Origin of the sequence: Tenacibaculum sp. UWU-22 (assembly GCF_041021355.1) — a bacterium.
In the GTDB taxonomy this organism is placed as follows: Bacteria; Bacteroidota; Bacteroidia; order Flavobacteriales; family Flavobacteriaceae; genus Polaribacter.
Window position 1 is genome coordinate 382,654 of the sequence record NZ_JBFNGP010000001.1, and the last position, 15,168, is coordinate 397,821.

A 15,168-nucleotide genomic window follows, 5' to 3' on the forward strand; every position below is an offset into this window, starting at 1 on the left:
CTATTTAATATTAATTTATTTTTTATTCTGCGTTATCTAAAAATTCTTTAAACCCTTCTTTAAATCTTTCTAAAAAAGATTTTCGTTTTTCTTTTACTTTTTTCTCTTTCGATGTAACTTCTTTGGTTACTTGAGTGTCTCCTTTTAGAGTGTCTGTAGATGGCGATGGTGCTTCTACTGGCTTTGCAGTATCTTCAACATCTTTAACTTGCTTTTTTAAGCCTTCCATTAACAAACCAACTGCTGTTGCATAAACAGGGCTAGAAATTCCTTCATCAGAATCGCCTGCAAGATGTTCGTTTGGATATCCAATACGAGCATCCATACCTGTAATATACTCTACTAATTGACGTAAATGTTTTAATTGAGCTCCCCCGCCTGTTAGCACTATTCCTGCAATTAATTTTCCTTTTTGAGTTTCGTGCCCATAGTTTTTAATTTCTAAATACACATGCTCAATAATTTCTTGCACTCGTGCATGAATAATTTTTGACAGGTTTTTTAAGGTAATTTCTTTTGGTTCTCTACCTCGAAGCCCTGGTATAGAAACTATTTCGGTTTCTTTATTTTCTCCAGGCCATGCCGAACCAAATTTAATCTTCAACAATTCGGCTTGTTTTTCAATAATTGAACAACCCTCTTTAATATCTTCTGTAATTACATTTCCACCAAACGGAATAACGGCAGTATGACGTATAATTCCGTCTTTAAAAATCGCCAAATCAGTAGTACCTCCTCCTATATCAATTAAAGCAACACCAGCTTCTTTTTCTTCTTGACTCAACACCGCATTTGCTGAAGCTAAGGGTTCTAAAGTAATATCAGACAAATTTAATCCAGCACTCTTTACACAACGGCCAATATTCCTAATAGACGAAACTTGCCCAACCACTACATGAAAATTAGCTTCTAACCTTCCGCCATACATACCAATAGGTTCTTTTATGTCGGGTTGTGAGTCAACTTTATATTCTTGAGGAAGTACATGTATAATTTCTTCACCAGGTAACATTACCAATTTATGTACCTGATTTATTAATTTTTCAATATCATTTTCATCAATTACCTCTTCAGGGTTTGACCGAGTAATGTAATCGCTATGGTGTAGGCTACGAATATGCTGCCCAGCAATACCCACCACAACATCTTCAATTTTTTGACCTGAAACACTTTCAGCCTCATCTACTGCTTGTTGAATAGATTGTATAGTTTGGGTAATATTGCTTACTACTCCACGTTTTACGCCTAAACTTTTCGCTCTTCCAATACCAAGAATTTCTAACTTGCCGTACTCGTTTTTTTGACCAATCATAGCAACAATTTTAGTTGTTCCTATATCCAAACCAACAGCTATTTTATTGTTTTTCATGGTGGTTATTTATTTTGCACACACAACCTGATTGTGATATTTTAAATTAATCGTTTGATAGTTTTGTATTGTTTTATCTGCAAGTGCCTTGTTATAAAATGCTTTTAATTTTTTAAACTTTACACCTGTATTTATAAATTTACCAAAATCTATTTTATAATTTCCGCTACGAACATTAAACACATACTCGTTTGTCTTCAATTTTTGAATACCAATAATTTCTTTTTTTAAAAAATCATCAGCTAAAATTATGTTAACTAATTTCGTTACTTCTTTAATTTCTGCTGGAGTATTTACTCCTGTTACCAAAACAACTCTAGCAGAAAAGTTTTTTGACAAAGGCACCTTTACTCCGTACATATCAATATAATACGATGTCGATTTGTTTTCGATTCGAGCAATAGGTTCTCGTTGTTTTATTATTGTTTTTAACTCCCCGTCTATCGTAACAAAAACAGCTGCTTTTTCTACATAGGGATTTGATAAGACTTTTTGTTCTAGCCTGTGTAAATCTAACACACTTTTTGGCTGGTTTTTAATACTATCGTTATTTTGTATTAACAATTTATTAACCATACTATGAGTTAAAAAAATATTGTCACCCGAATCAAACTCTACCACAACATTTTTAATTTTTTCAGCTCTATTTCTATGAATTGAAAAACCATACAAAAAGCTTATAAAACCTAGCAGCACCACAAACGCTAAATATTTTAACTTTTTTTTCATATCGGCAAATTATGTTGTTTTTTTAATTGTGTTTGTATATCGTTTACCAATAAACCTATGTCGCCAGCACCTAAAACTGTTACAATTTTTGCATCAGATTTTTGAATATTTTTAATTAATTCTTCTTTAGACGATAATTGCTTATTTTTTAATGTTATTTTATCTAGTAGCCAAGTTGAATCCACCCCTTTAATAGGCATTTCTCTTGCAGGGTAAATCTCTAATAAAATTACTTGATCAAACCTTGACAACACCTTTGCAAAATCATCTACAAAATCTTGAGTTCTACTAAATAAATGGGGCTGAAAAACAGCCAATGCCTTTTGATTTGGATACATTTCTCGTATCGAATTTTCTACCGCACTTATTTCTGTTGGATGATGAGCATAATCATCAATCAACACTAAATTATCTGTCTTTATTTTATAGGAAAATCGACGTTGCACCCCTTTAAACGAACTTAATTGTTTTTTAATCGCAACCACATCAACCCCATAAACATCTGCCATAGCTGTTGCTGCCAACGCATTCATTAAATTATGCCGCCCAGGCAAGTGAAATACTACATCTTCTATTTTTTTCGACGGAGTAACAACATCAAAAAAATAAGTTCCGTTTACAACTTTTATATTCGTAGCATAATAATCTGCTGGTTCATCTACCGCATATGTTAACCCTTCTACAGGTATTCCTTTCGCTACAATTAGTGTTTGTAAAACCTTTGAAGCAAATTCTATAAAGGCTTCTTGTAAAGCATCTGCTTTGTTATAAATATCAAGATGATCTGCATCTATAGATGTTATACAGGCAATATTTGGTGACAACTGCAAAAACGAACGGTCAAACTCATCTGCTTCAACCACCGATATTTTATCTTCTCCAAGTATTAGGTTTGAATGGTAATTTTCTGAAATTCCACCTAAAAAAGAAGTAGCCTTCAACGGCTGCATAATATGCCCCAAAATAGCCGTTGTGGTAGTTTTTCCATGAGTACCCGCAACCGCTAAACAAAAAGTATTTTGAGTGATTTTTCCTAAAATTTCTGCACGCTTTAAAACACGAAATTTATTTGCAATAAAATAACTTAATTCTTCATGATTTTTTGAAATAGCAGGCGTATACACAACTATTGTATTTTGTTTTTCTAAAAACAAAACAGGAATATTTTTTACCGATTCGTTAAAATGAATTTCAATACCAATTTCTTGTAAACCTGTGGTAATTGGAGTAGGTGTTTTATCGTATCCTGCCACTCTTTTTCCATTAATAGCAAAATAACGAGCAATAGCACTCATACCAATACCTCCAATGCCTATAAAATAAATATTATGTATGGTTTTTAAATTCATATAATTACTTTTCAAGTAACTTTTCTACTTCATTTACAATATAACTTGTTGCATTAGGTAAGGCTAAGGCTTTTATGTTTTGACTTAAACTTTGCTGCCTCCCTTTATCTTTTAATAGCGCTTCAAAAACAATAGAAAAAGTATCTAATTCACTTTCTTTAACTACAATTGCCCCATGTTTATCAGCTATTGCTTTTGCATTTTTTGTTTGATGGTCTTCTGCTACATTGGGAGAAGGAATAAAAATAGTGGGTTTACCCACAATACAAAGTTCTGAAACAGAACCCGCTCCTGCTCTTGAAATTATAATATCTGCCGCTGCATACGCTAAATCCATACGATTTAAAAACGAATGCACCTGAACATCATCTGCCGCATTATATTTTTTATACTCATCGACATACAACTTACCACACTGCCATATAAGCTGTACCTCTTGATTTTTAAAAAAAGGCAACTGCTCTTCAATTAATTGGTTTACTCTTCTTGCCCCTAAACTACCCCCGAGAACCAAAACCGTTGTTTTGTTTTTCTTTAACTTAAAAAAAGTTTTAGCTTCAGCAACTTTAGTATGAATAACTAACAAATCTTGTCTTACAGGATTACCGGTTTTTACAATTTTATCTTCAGGAAAAAATCGCTCTAAATTATCATAGGCTACACAAATTTTTTCAACTTTTTTACCGAGTAATTTATTGGTAATACCTGGGTACGAATTTTGTTCTTGTATTAATGTAGGTATTCGTCGTAAACTTGCCATAAGTAAAGTTGGCCCACTCGCAAACCCTCCTGTACCGATTACAACCGTTGGTTTAAATTTATTAATGATAGCATTCGACTTGTATAAACTACTTATTAATTTAAAAGGGAATAATGCATTTTTTAAAGTGAGTTTTCGCTGTATACCAGAAATCCATAAACCTTTTATTTGATACCCTGCCTGAGGTACCTTTTGCATCTCCATCTTATCTTTTGCTCCAACAAATAAAAACTTCGCTTCTGGATAACGTAATTTTAACTCATTTGCAATAGCTATTGCAGGGTAAATATGCCCTCCAGTACCTCCGCCTGAAATTAATATATTAATCGATTGTTTCATGTAAAATATCTAAAGGGTTATCGTCTAATATGGTTTCTTCGGTTTCATTTTTAGAAGCACTTACGCTTAAAATCATACCTAAGGCAAAACAAGTCATCCAAATAGAAGTTCCACCACTACTAATTAACGGTAGGGTTTGCCCTGTTACTGGAAATAAATTAATAGCAACCGCCATATTAATAATGGCTTGAAAAATAATAGGCAAACCTACACCAATTACTAAAAGACTTGCAAAAACAGTAGTTGCTTTTCGAGTTACTATTACAATTCTAAAAAGCAATAAAAAATAGACAAAAATTACGGTTAAGCCTCCTATGAGACCATATTCTTCAACTATAATTGCATAGATAAAATCAGATGAAGATTGCGGTAAAAAGTTTTTTTGTACACTTTTTCCTGGTCCTTTACCAGTTAAACCACCCGTAGCAATTGCTATTTTTGCTTTTTCTATTTGATATTCTTCTTTTGTGTTGCCTGAATAAAAATTTTCAATTCTGTTTTCCCAAGTATGAATACGGTTATGCATTATATTAGGAAACGCCTTGGCCGTCAAAATAAATATACCAAAAACCAAAACAGCCATACCGAATATATAAATTAGGTATTTTAATGGATACCCCCCAATAAACATCAGTAAAACAACCATAGCAAAAAAGATAGCAGTTGTTGAAAAGTTTGCAGGTAAAATTAACAGCAATGTTATTGCTACAGGAAACCACAACTGCCATAAACTCTCTTTAAAAACAATCTTTTTTTCTTTGTTTTTAGCTAAATATCGAGCCGTATAAGCCAACAAAACCAATCCTGCTAAAGTTGATGTTTGAAAACCAATACCAACAAACGGAATACGTATCCAACGACTTGCATTAGCCCCCCCAATAGTTTTACCTTGTATAATAGTAAACACTAACAGTATAATAACTACAGGTAACATTAATACAGACCCTCCACTAAAATACCTATAAGGAATTTTATGTACGAGATAAATAATAGCAAAACCTAAGGTTAATAATACCGCATGCTTTATTAAATACCCAAAAGCAGAACCGCTACCCACAACATAAACTAAATTTGTACTAGCACTATATACTGGCATAAATGAAAAAATTGCCAATAAAGCTACAATTGCCCATATAGTTTTATCTCCTTTTATATGTTGGAAAATAGTTTTCACCTTATTTTATTAGTTACAATTAAAAAGCAGTTTATAAATTTCGTACTGCTTGTTTAAATTTTTTACCTCTATCTTGATAATTTTCAAATAAATCAAAACTAGCACAAGCTGGAGACAACAATACCACATCACCTCTATCGGCAAGTTTATTAGCTACTTTTACCGCCTCTTCAGCCCCAGCAGTTTCGACAATAACCTCTACAACATCTTTAAAGGTTTGTATAATTTTTTGATTATCTAAGCCTAAACAAACAATAGCTTTTACTTTTTCTCGAACTAGAGCCATTAAATCGTTATAATCATTACCTTTATCAACCCCTCCCACAATCCAAACTGTAGGCTTATCCATACATTCTAAAGCATAAAATGTTGCATTTACATTGGTTGCTTTACTATCGTTTATAAACTCAACTCCGTTTACTTTTTGAACTTTTTCTAATCGATGTTCTGCGCCTTCAAAAGTTGATAAACTTTCAGCAATATTTTGTTTTCTGACTTCTAGTAATTGCGCAGCCATAGACGCAGCCATTACATTTTTTACATTATGTTTTCCTTTTAATGGTAGTTTAGAAACATCCATGGTAAATTCTTCTGTGTTTAGTTTCATTATTATTTTATTATCTTTTAAAAACGCACCATATTTCAATTCTTTTGTTATCGAAAATGGTACTAACTGCGATGTTGTTTTATTGTTTTTTAACCAATTATGTATTGCTACATCATCTGCATCATATATTAAAAAATCGGTGTCGGTTTGGTTTTTTATAATTTTAAATTTTGAAGCTACATATTGGTTAAAATCATAGTTATATCTGTCGAGATGGTCAGGTGTTATGTTTGTTAAAATAGCGATATGCGAATTAAAATTTCTAATACCATCTAATTGAAAACTACTTAACTCTAACACGTAATAATCATAATTTTTTTCGGCTACTTGCTGTGCAAAACTATCACCGATATTGCCCGCAACACCCACATTGTATTGGTTGTATTTTAATATGTGATGCACCAACATAGTTGTTGTTGTTTTTCCGTTAGAACCCGTAATACCAATAATTATTGCATTGGTATACTGCGCTGCAAATTCTATTTCAGAAATAACAGGAATACCTTTTAAATGTAATTTTTGAACCAACGCTACTTTATCAGGAATTCCTGGGCTTTTCATAACCACATCGGCATTTAAAATTTTAGCATACGTATGTGTATTTTCTTCAAAATCAATATTTTTATGTATAAGAACTTTTTTATATTTTTCTGCAATTGCTCCATTATCCGTCACAAAAACATCATACTTTTTTTGTTTTGCTAAAATAGCCGTACCTACACCACTTTCTCCTCCGCCAAGAATTACCAATCGTTTCATGTTATCTCAGTTTCAAGGTTACAATGGTAAGAACTGCTAAAAGAATACCTACAATCCAAAACCGAACAACAATTTTACTTTCATGAAAACCTAATTTTTGATAGTGATGATGAATGGGTGACATTTTAAATATTCTTTGTCCTACCCCATATTTCTTTTTAGTATACTTAAACCAAGACACTTGTAATATTACCGACAGGTTTTCAACTAGAAAAATACCTGCCAATATTGGCAACATCAATTCTTTACGAACGGCAATAGCTATTACCGCTATTATACCCCCAATGGTTAAACTCCCTGTATCACCCATAAATATTTGAGCAGGATAGGTATTATACCAAAGAAACCCTATTAAAGCCCCTGCAAACGCAAGTGTAAATACCACCATTTCACCTGAATTAGGTATATACATAACATCTAAATAATTAGCAAAAATAATATTACCTGAGACCCATGAAAAAATAGCCAAAGCTATTACGATTATTGCTGAAGAACCTGCTGCCAATCCGTCAATTCCATCAGTTAAATTAGCTCCATTAGAAACTGCGGTGATAATAAAAACCGTAATAAAAATAAATACTATCCAACTATATTTTTCATACCCATCTCCTAAAAAACGAAGTGCTTTAGAATAATCTAACTCATTATTTTTTAAAAAAGGAATGGTAGTTTTTGTCGATTTATGTGCTTCATCAAAAACTTTAACAGTACCATCTTGACTTACCACTTGCTGAGAAATAGGTATTTGTTCTTTTATAGTTACTTGAGGGTTAAAATATAATATAGAACCCACAATTACCCCTAAACCTACTTGACCTAAAACTTTAAATTTTCCTTTTAACCCTTCTTTATCTTTTTTAAAAACTTTAATGTAATCATCTGAAAACCCTATAAAACCCATCCAAATAGTGGTAATTATCAGTATAATAATGTAGATGTTTTCAAGTTTAGCAAACAATAGCACAGGTATTAGCGTTGCTATAATAATAATAAGCCCTCCCATTGTAGGGGTACCTGCTTTTTGAACTTGCCCTTCTAAACCTAATTCTCTAACCGTTTCACCAACTTGTTTTTTACGTAAAAAATCAATTATTTTTCTACCGTATATTGTTGAAATTAATAAGGATAATATAAATGCCGCAGAAGCACGAAATGTGATAAACTTAAACACTCCTGCCCCCATTAAATGGAAGTTTTCTTGCAGATATTGAAATAGATAATATAACATTTACTATGTGCTTTTTAATTGATTAAAACATTTTGTTACCTCTTCCATATCATCAAAGTGTTTTCTTTCTCCATTAATTTCTTGATATGTTTCATGTCCTTTGCCTGCAATAAGAATTATATCGCCAGGATTTGACAGCTTATAAGCCGTTCGTATTGCCTGTCTTCTGTCAATAATAGTAAGGGTTTTTTTATAATTTTCAGAAGAAACCCCTTCTTCCATTTGATCTAATATTACTTGAGGGTCTTCTGTTCTGGGATTATCAGACGTAAAAATAGCCTGATTGCTTAATTGAGAAGCAATACGCGCCATTAAAGGACGCTTCGTTTTATCTCTATCGCCACCACATCCTACAACAGTAATCACTTTTTCATTACCCGACCGTATATCATTAATTGTTTCTAAAATATTTTTTAATGCATCTGGCGTATGTGCATAATCTACAATAGCCGTAATTTGATTATTTGAAACAACATATTGAAAACGACCACTAACACTATCTAACTCACTAATAATTCGTAAAATTTCTAATTTTTCTATTTCCAATAGATTTGCTGCCCCAAAAATTGCCAGTAAATTATATATGTTAAATTCGCCTATCAATTTTGTCCACACCTCTACCCCATCAATTAAAACAAGGGTGCCTGAAAATCGTTTTTCTAAAATTTTAGCTTTAAAATCTGCTCCCGTCTTTAACGCATAAGTATATTTTTGGGCACGCGTATTTTGCAGCATAACAGATGCATTTTTATCATCACTATTTACCAATGCAAATGCCGATTTAGGCAAGGCATCAAAAAATGATTTTTTAACATCACGATACTCGGCAAAAGTTTTATGATAATCTAAATGATCGTGCGATAAATTGGTAAAAATTCCACCTGTGAAAAACAAGCCTGCCGTACGTTTTTGATGAATTCCATGAGAACTAACCTCCATAAAACAATACGTAACTTGCTCATTTACCATCTTATTTAAAAACCGATTAATTGTTATTGAATCAGGCGTTGTATGCGTTGCCTTATATTCGGTTTTATTTACTTTAATATTTACTGTAGAAAGCAACCCTGTTGCATACCCTGCTTTAGTGAATAAATTATACAATAACGTAGCCACCGTAGTTTTACCATTAGTGCCTGTAACCCCCACCAACTTTAGTTTTGACGATGGGTTATCAAAAAAATTAGCCGCTAAAATTGCTAATGCCGCATTCGAATCTTGAACTTGAATATAGGTTACTTCTTGATTTTTTTGAGCTGGAATATTTTCGCAAATTATAGCAACAGCCCCTAAATCAATAGCTTTATTTATAAATTTATGTCCATCAAAAGCGGTTCCTTTTTGAGCAACAAACACATCGTTTTTTTGCACTTTTCTACTATCAAAAACGATTTCAGAAATATCTATATTGGTATTTCCAAAAACAGCCTCAACAGCAACTTTATACAATATGTGTTGTAAATTTTTCAATTACGATAATTCTAAAACGATAGTTGTTCCTTTTTTTATTATTTGTCCTTTTTTAATAGATTGATGCTTTACTTTTCCAACACCAAAAAACTGAACTTTTAATCCTAAATTTTCTAATAGTGACACCGCATCCATTCCACTCATTCCTTCTACATCAGGTATTGTTTTTTTAAGACTTCTTAATTTAGCATAATAACTATTATAGCTTTTATCTACACCCGGAATAGCAACTGTATCAGAAACTACTTGATCTTTTATTGGAGTTGTTGTATAAATTTTTTGAGCTATTTCTTTAAATACTGGCGCTGCCACTGTAGCACCATAGTATCCCTTGTCTTTTTCAGGATCATGAACAACAACAATACAAGAATATTTAGGGTTTTCAACAGGAAAAAATCCTACAAACGACGCTACATAATGATCGTTCGAATAAGCCCCGTTTACCACTTTTTTTGCAGTACCTGTTTTACCAGCCATTGAAAAATTAGGAGAATAAATATTTGCTGCAGTTCCTTTTTTAACCACATTTTCCATTACTTTTTTCACCTTATCAATTGTAACTTGTGAAGCAATTTTTTTATTTAACACCACTTTTTCAAATCGTTTTTTTACTTTATGCCCCACGCGTATTTCTTTTATAAAACGCGGCTTTACCTCTTCCCCGTTATTAGCTACAGCATTATAAAAAGTTAATATTTGCAATGGGGTCAACATTACGCCATAGCCCCAAGCCATCCATTCAAGAGATATTTTGCTCCATCTATCTTTATTTTCTGGAGAAGGAATATAAGGTTGACCTTCGCCCTTAATTTTAACCCCCGTTTGTTTATCTAAACCAAAAGATTTTATTCTATTAACAAACTTTTCTGGTTGATGGTCGTAATATTTTTTAACCGTTTTTACAAAACCCACATTTGACGATACTTCAAAAACACGAGCAAGTGATATTTTACCATACCCCCCATGATGAGAATCTTGAACTTTTTTACCATTAACAAAAATTCTTCCTTTTTCAGTATCGACAACAGTAGAGGTATCAACCACTTTATCTTCTAACACCGTCATTAAACTCGCCAACTTAAAGGTAGACCCTGGTTCTTGACTTTCCCAAACAGCATAATTTCTTTTCTCGTAATAGGTTCCTTTTGAAGTTCTTCCTAAGTTAGAAATCGCTTTAATTTCTCCTGTTTTCGTTTCCATGACTACCGCACACCCATGATCTGCATTAAATTTTTCTAGCTGTTTTAGTAATGAATGGTGTGTAATATCTTGAATATTTACATCAATCGTAGTTATAACATCTTTACCATCTACAGGTTCTTGCTCATTTACATCGTTAATAGGTTTCCATTGTCCTTTTGCTATTTTCTGTTTAAGACGCCACCCGTTTTTTCCTTCCATATAATCAGCAAAAGCCCCTTCTATACCCGCACCTCCACGACGGTCGTCATAACCAATGGTACGTTCAGCAATTTTACCAATAGGGTGAACACGTACCGTTTTTTGTTCAGCAATAAAACCCCCTCTATAAACTCCCAATTTAAAAATTGGAAAACTTTGCATTTTTACATAATCATTATACCCAACATTACGCGCCAGCAACAAATACCGATTTTTACGTTTTTTTGCTTCACGTAATTTATGTTGATAATACCGCGCTGGCTCACCTAACATATTTGAAAGCGATTGCGACAAAGCCTCTATATTTTTTTCAAAAACCTCATCTTCTACAGCCATCACATCCATTCTAATAGTGTACCTAAACATAGAGGTTGCTAATAAATTTCCATCAGAAGCATACACATTACCTCTATTCGCATAAATAGTATCGTTTTTTATAGTTGTTTGTTTTGATAGTTTTTTATACTTATCACCTTGAACATACTGTAAATCAACTATTTTACCAATAATAACAAACAAAAAAAGCGTTATCAATATTGCTACCGCATAAAGTTTACTTACTATATTTTTTTTATGTGTTACCAATTAACCTTACTGTTTATTTATCTCTACTTTTATTCTTTCAGGAGGTGTTGTTGCAGGTACCAAACCAACTGATTGCACTTTTTTTCTAATACTACTCTCCATCTTCATACGCGTTAAAATGGTTCCTATATCTATATACTGAGCATGTAATTTTCGTTTAATTTTATTAAGCTTAGCTATCTTAACCACTTTTTCATCAGCACTATGCGCACTAGAAATCATAAATAAAAACAAAGTCACCACGAAAATAAAAATGCGCCAGTTTTTAAAAGACGACTCATTCGTAAGAAAATTACCCCGCAAAATGCCGTATATATTTTTTTTAACTTTCGACATACCCCTCTTTTAATTCAGCAACCCTAAGCTTAGCACTACGAGCTCGATTGTTTTGTTTAATTTCTATTGATGATGGAACAATTAACTTACCTACTTTCTTTAATGGCTCATTTGTATTACCATAAAAATCTTTCTCTGGCTCGCTTTTACCAAACACCCCTGTTTGTATAAACCTTTTAACCAAACGATCTTCTAACGAATGATACGAAATAACACTTATTCTCCCTGCTGGATTCAACAACCCAGGCATTTGCATTAACAATTCTTTTAAAGCCTCCAATTCTTGATTTACCTCAATACGTATAGCCTGAAATATTTGAGCTAATATTTTATGCTCTTTTGACTTTATAAGAAATTGCTGTAACACTTCTTTTAATTGAAAACTAGTTTTTATTTCCTGTTTTTCTCTTGCCAACACTATTGTTCTTGCCAGCACCCTAGCATTTCTCAACTCCCCATACAAAAACAATATATCCGCTAATTTCTCTTCACTATATCGATTAATCACTTTTTTTGCAGATAACTCAGACTTCGGATTCATTCGCATATCTAAATCAACATCAAACCTAGTCGAAAAACCTCGTTCAACCACATCAAATTGATGAGACGAAACACCCAAATCTGCCAAAATTCCATCTACTTTTTGAACACCATAAAAGCGTAAAAACCGAGTAATAAACCTAAAATTTTGATCAATCAACACAAATCGCTCATCATTAATTTTATTTTGTAACGCATCTGGGTCTTGATCAAACGCAAACAACCTTCCTTTCTCCCCTAAGTGTTTTAATATTTCTTGCGAATGCCCACCACCACCAAAAGTTACATCTATATAAACACCATCACGCTTTATATTAAGCGCCGCCACACTTTGCTCCAACAAAACAGACTTATGATAACTCATCTATATCAGAATTTCCCATTACTTCTTCGGCTAAATCAGCAAAATCTACCGTCGCTTCATCAATCACTTTTTCATACTGATCTTTATCCCATATTTCAATAATATTAATCGCCGAAGACAATACTACTTGTTTTTTAATATTTGCAAACTGACACAAATCTTTTGGTATCAAAATTCTACCCGAAGCATCCATTTCTACAATTTTCACTCCTGCAGTAAACCGACGAATAAAATCATTATTCTTTTTTACAAACCTATTTAGCTTGTTTATTTTTTGCATTACTAAATTCCACTCTTGCATTGGATACAACTCTAAACAAGGTTGAAAAACAGCTCGCTTAAGAACAAAACCCTCTTGTAGTAAAGGCAATAATTGCTTTTTAAAAGCCGATGACACCATCAACCTTCCTTTTGCATCTGCCTTACATTCGTATGTTCCTATTAAGTTTACCAAGCCTGCACTTACTTTAATTTATTCAAATTTATAAAATTTTTACCACTTTTTACCACTTTTTACCACTTTGTTGATAAGTTTTAATATTTTACCCATTCTGGTGTTTTTTTTAGCTAAAAAAACCAAATAAAAAAACACTACCCTTATTAGCAAAAAAGGCTATCTTTGTGATGATGTAAATCAAACAGTACATGACTGAATTTTTAAAGAAAGAAGGGAAATTCACCTATGCAGAAGCTGGTGAAGGAAAAGCTATTATAATACTACACGGCTTAATGGGGGCTTTAAGTAATTTTGATGAAACATTTAATTACTTTTCAAAAAAAGGATATCACGTTCTTATACCAGAATTACCTTTATACACGTTACCATTACTTAAAACCAATGTGAAGAATTTAGCAAAATTTTTGCACGATTTTATTGAGTTTAAAAATTTAAAGGATGTTATTTTATTAGGAAATTCTTTAGGCGGACACATTGCTCTATATTATTTAAAACACTACCCTCAATACGTATCTGGACTCGTATTAACTGGAAGCTCTGGACTATACGAAAACTCTATGGGTAATAATTACCCTCGACGTGGCGACAAAGAATTTGTTAGAAAAAAAGCTCGTGAGGTTTTTTACGACCCTGCAATAGCAACCGACGAACTTATAGAACAAGTATATGAAGTTGTTAACAACAGAAACACTCTTATTAAAACATTAGCAATAGCTAAAAGTGCTGTGCGACACAATATGGCAAAAGATTTACCAAAAATGAAACAGCCTACCTGTTTAATTTGGGGCAAACAAGACACGGTTACTCCTCCTGAGGTTGCTGAAGAGTTTAATAAATTTTTACCTAACGCTGATTTATTTTGGATTGACAAATGTGGTCATGCCGCCATGATGGAAACTCCTGACCAATTTAACCAAATACTCGAAAACTGGCTTAACAGTAAAAATTTATAACCCCTAAATAAACGTATCGTGTTTTCGAAACTACAGTACTTTTAAAAACAAAAAAACTTATACGCTTCAAAAGCCACAAGTATAAAAACTAAAACGATTAGCTTAAATTTACCCGAATGAAAATAAAATCGGCAGAGTTTATAATGAGTAATAGCAATGTTAATAAGGCTCCTAAAGAAGCTATACCCGAGTATGCTTTTATCGGTCGTTCTAACGTAGGTAAATCTTCGTTAATTAATATGTTAATGAACCGAAAAGACCTAGCCAAAACCTCTGGAAAACCTGGCAAAACACAACTTATTAATCATTTTAAAATTAATAACGAATGGTTTTTAGTTGATTTACCTGGATATGGCTATGCTCAGGTTTCAAAAAAAAAGCGAACTATATTTCAACACTTTATAAAAAATTATTTTAAAGAACGTGAACAACTTGCCTGTACTTTTGTTTTAATTGATTCTCGCCACGACCCCCAAAAAATAGATTTAGAATTCATGCAATTTTTGGGCGAAAACAACATTCCGTTTTGTATTGTTTTTACCAAAGCTGATAAATTAGGAGGAGCAAGCCTAAACAAACAAATTACCGCATACAAAAAAGAATTGCTTAAATATTGGGAAGCGCTACCCTTAAGTTTTATAACCTCTTCATCTACAGGAATGGGCAGAGATGAGTTTCTAAAGTTTATTGAGCAAGTAAATCAAGACATTGCCAATAATTTTAAATAAAAACCCTAATTTCAGCCTCC

Annotated in this window: 14 protein-coding genes; 2 read left to right on the top strand and 12 right to left on the bottom strand. The window is 32.7% G+C overall.

What is annotated here, in order from left to right:
• Window positions 1-22: 22 nt before the first annotated feature.
• The 12 genes from ftsA to mraZ are packed head-to-tail and all read right to left on the bottom strand — an operon-like array spanning window position 23 to window position 13,464.
• A complete protein-coding gene (gene ftsA, locus AB2B44_RS01695) occupies window positions 23-1,369 on the bottom strand; it encodes a cell division protein FtsA (RefSeq protein ID WP_369047820.1) in 1,347 nt (448 codons plus the stop codon).
• 9 nt (window positions 1,370-1,378) lie between these two features.
• On the bottom strand, window positions 1,379-2,098 hold the full coding sequence (locus tag AB2B44_RS01700) for a cell division protein FtsQ/DivIB (RefSeq protein ID WP_369047821.1): 720 nt from the start codon (window positions 2,096-2,098) through the stop codon (window positions 1,379-1,381).
• Complete coding sequence (murC, locus tag AB2B44_RS01705; RefSeq protein ID WP_369047822.1) at window positions 2,095-3,447, bottom strand: UDP-N-acetylmuramate--L-alanine ligase; 1,353 nt, start codon at window positions 3,445-3,447, stop codon at window positions 2,095-2,097. The genes AB2B44_RS01700 and murC overlap by 4 nt, the downstream gene beginning before the upstream one ends.
• A gap of 4 nt (window positions 3,448-3,451) precedes the next feature.
• Window positions 3,452-4,546: an undecaprenyldiphospho-muramoylpentapeptide beta-N-acetylglucosaminyltransferase gene (murG, locus tag AB2B44_RS01710; RefSeq protein ID WP_369047823.1), complete on the bottom strand. Its 1,095-nt coding sequence runs from the start codon at window positions 4,544-4,546 to the stop codon at window positions 3,452-3,454.
• The gene (locus AB2B44_RS01715; RefSeq protein ID WP_369047824.1) at window positions 4,530-5,720 is read right to left on the bottom strand and encodes an FtsW/RodA/SpoVE family cell cycle protein; all 1,191 of its coding nucleotides are present in this window, start codon (window positions 5,718-5,720) and stop codon (window positions 4,530-4,532) included. Before AB2B44_RS01715 ends, murG begins: the two co-directional genes overlap by 17 nt.
• 31 nt (window positions 5,721-5,751) lie before the next feature.
• Window positions 5,752-7,086: a UDP-N-acetylmuramoyl-L-alanine--D-glutamate ligase gene (gene murD / locus AB2B44_RS01720; RefSeq protein ID WP_369047825.1), complete on the bottom strand. Its 1,335-nt coding sequence runs from the start codon at window positions 7,084-7,086 to the stop codon at window positions 5,752-5,754.
• A 1-nt stretch (window position 7,087) separates the two neighbouring features.
• Window positions 7,088-8,314 carry a phospho-N-acetylmuramoyl-pentapeptide-transferase gene (gene mraY, locus AB2B44_RS01725; RefSeq protein WP_369047826.1) on the bottom strand — a complete coding sequence of 409 codons (1,227 nt, stop codon included), beginning with the start codon at window positions 8,312-8,314 and terminating at the stop codon, window positions 7,088-7,090.
• A 3-nt stretch (window positions 8,315-8,317) separates the two neighbouring features.
• On the bottom strand, window positions 8,318-9,784 hold the full coding sequence (locus AB2B44_RS01730; protein WP_369047827.1) for a UDP-N-acetylmuramoyl-L-alanyl-D-glutamate--2,6-diaminopimelate ligase: 1,467 nt from the start codon (window positions 9,782-9,784) through the stop codon (window positions 8,318-8,320).
• Window positions 9,785-11,770 carry a penicillin-binding protein gene (locus tag AB2B44_RS01735; RefSeq protein ID WP_369047828.1) on the bottom strand — a complete coding sequence of 662 codons (1,986 nt, stop codon included), beginning with the start codon at window positions 11,768-11,770 and terminating at the stop codon, window positions 9,785-9,787.
• A 6-nt stretch (window positions 11,771-11,776) separates the two neighbouring features.
• Complete coding sequence (locus tag AB2B44_RS01740) at window positions 11,777-12,106, bottom strand: FtsL-like putative cell division protein (protein WP_369047829.1); 330 nt, start codon at window positions 12,104-12,106, stop codon at window positions 11,777-11,779.
• Window positions 12,093-13,010, bottom strand: a complete 918-nt coding sequence (gene rsmH, locus AB2B44_RS01745) for a 16S rRNA (cytosine(1402)-N(4))-methyltransferase RsmH (protein WP_369047830.1) — start codon at window positions 13,008-13,010, stop codon at window positions 12,093-12,095. Before rsmH ends, AB2B44_RS01740 begins: the two co-directional genes overlap by 14 nt.
• Window positions 12,997-13,464 (bottom strand): division/cell wall cluster transcriptional repressor MraZ, encoded by a 468-nt coding sequence (gene mraZ, locus AB2B44_RS01750; protein WP_369047831.1) that lies wholly within the window; start codon window positions 13,462-13,464, stop codon window positions 12,997-12,999. Before mraZ ends, rsmH begins: the two co-directional genes overlap by 14 nt.
• A 191-nt stretch (window positions 13,465-13,655) precedes the next feature.
• Here mraZ and AB2B44_RS01755 point away from each other — a divergent pair, with 191 nt between their 5' ends.
• Together AB2B44_RS01755 and yihA are read left to right on the top strand one after the other, a co-directional pair.
• Entirely contained in the window at window positions 13,656-14,420 is a 765-nt protein-coding gene (locus tag AB2B44_RS01755; RefSeq protein WP_369047832.1) for an alpha/beta fold hydrolase, read from the top strand.
• A gap of 116 nt (window positions 14,421-14,536) precedes the next feature.
• Complete coding sequence (gene yihA / locus AB2B44_RS01760) at window positions 14,537-15,148, top strand: ribosome biogenesis GTP-binding protein YihA/YsxC (RefSeq protein ID WP_369047833.1); 612 nt, start codon at window positions 14,537-14,539, stop codon at window positions 15,146-15,148.
• The last annotated feature ends 20 nt before the right edge of the window (window positions 15,149-15,168 follow it).

Bases quoted from the DNA above. Each gene is read 5' to 3' on its own strand.
- ftsA (WP_369047820.1), bottom strand. From the start codon at position 1,369: ATGAAAAACAATAAAATAGCTGTTGGTTTGGATATAGGAACAACTAAA.
- AB2B44_RS01700 (WP_369047821.1), bottom strand. From the start codon at position 2,098: ATGAAAAAAAAGTTAAAATATTTAGCGTTTGTGGTGCTGCTAGGTTTT.
- murC (WP_369047822.1), bottom strand. From the start codon at position 3,447: ATGAATTTAAAAACCATACATAATATTTATTTTATAGGCATTGGAGGT.
- murG (WP_369047823.1), bottom strand. From the start codon at position 4,546: ATGAAACAATCGATTAATATATTAATTTCAGGCGGAGGTACTGGAGGG.
- murD (WP_369047825.1), bottom strand. From the start codon at position 7,086: ATGAAACGATTGGTAATTCTTGGCGGAGGAGAAAGTGGTGTAGGTACG.
- mraY (WP_369047826.1), bottom strand. From the start codon at position 8,314: ATGTTATATTATCTATTTCAATATCTGCAAGAAAACTTCCATTTAATG.
- AB2B44_RS01740 (WP_369047829.1), bottom strand. From the start codon at position 12,106: ATGTCGAAAGTTAAAAAAAATATATACGGCATTTTGCGGGGTAATTTT.
- rsmH (WP_369047830.1), bottom strand. From the start codon at position 13,010: ATGAGTTATCATAAGTCTGTTTTGTTGGAGCAAAGTGTGGCGGCGCTT.
- AB2B44_RS01755 (WP_369047832.1), top strand. From the start codon at position 13,656: ATGACTGAATTTTTAAAGAAAGAAGGGAAATTCACCTATGCAGAAGCT.
- yihA (WP_369047833.1), top strand. From the start codon at position 14,537: ATGAAAATAAAATCGGCAGAGTTTATAATGAGTAATAGCAATGTTAAT.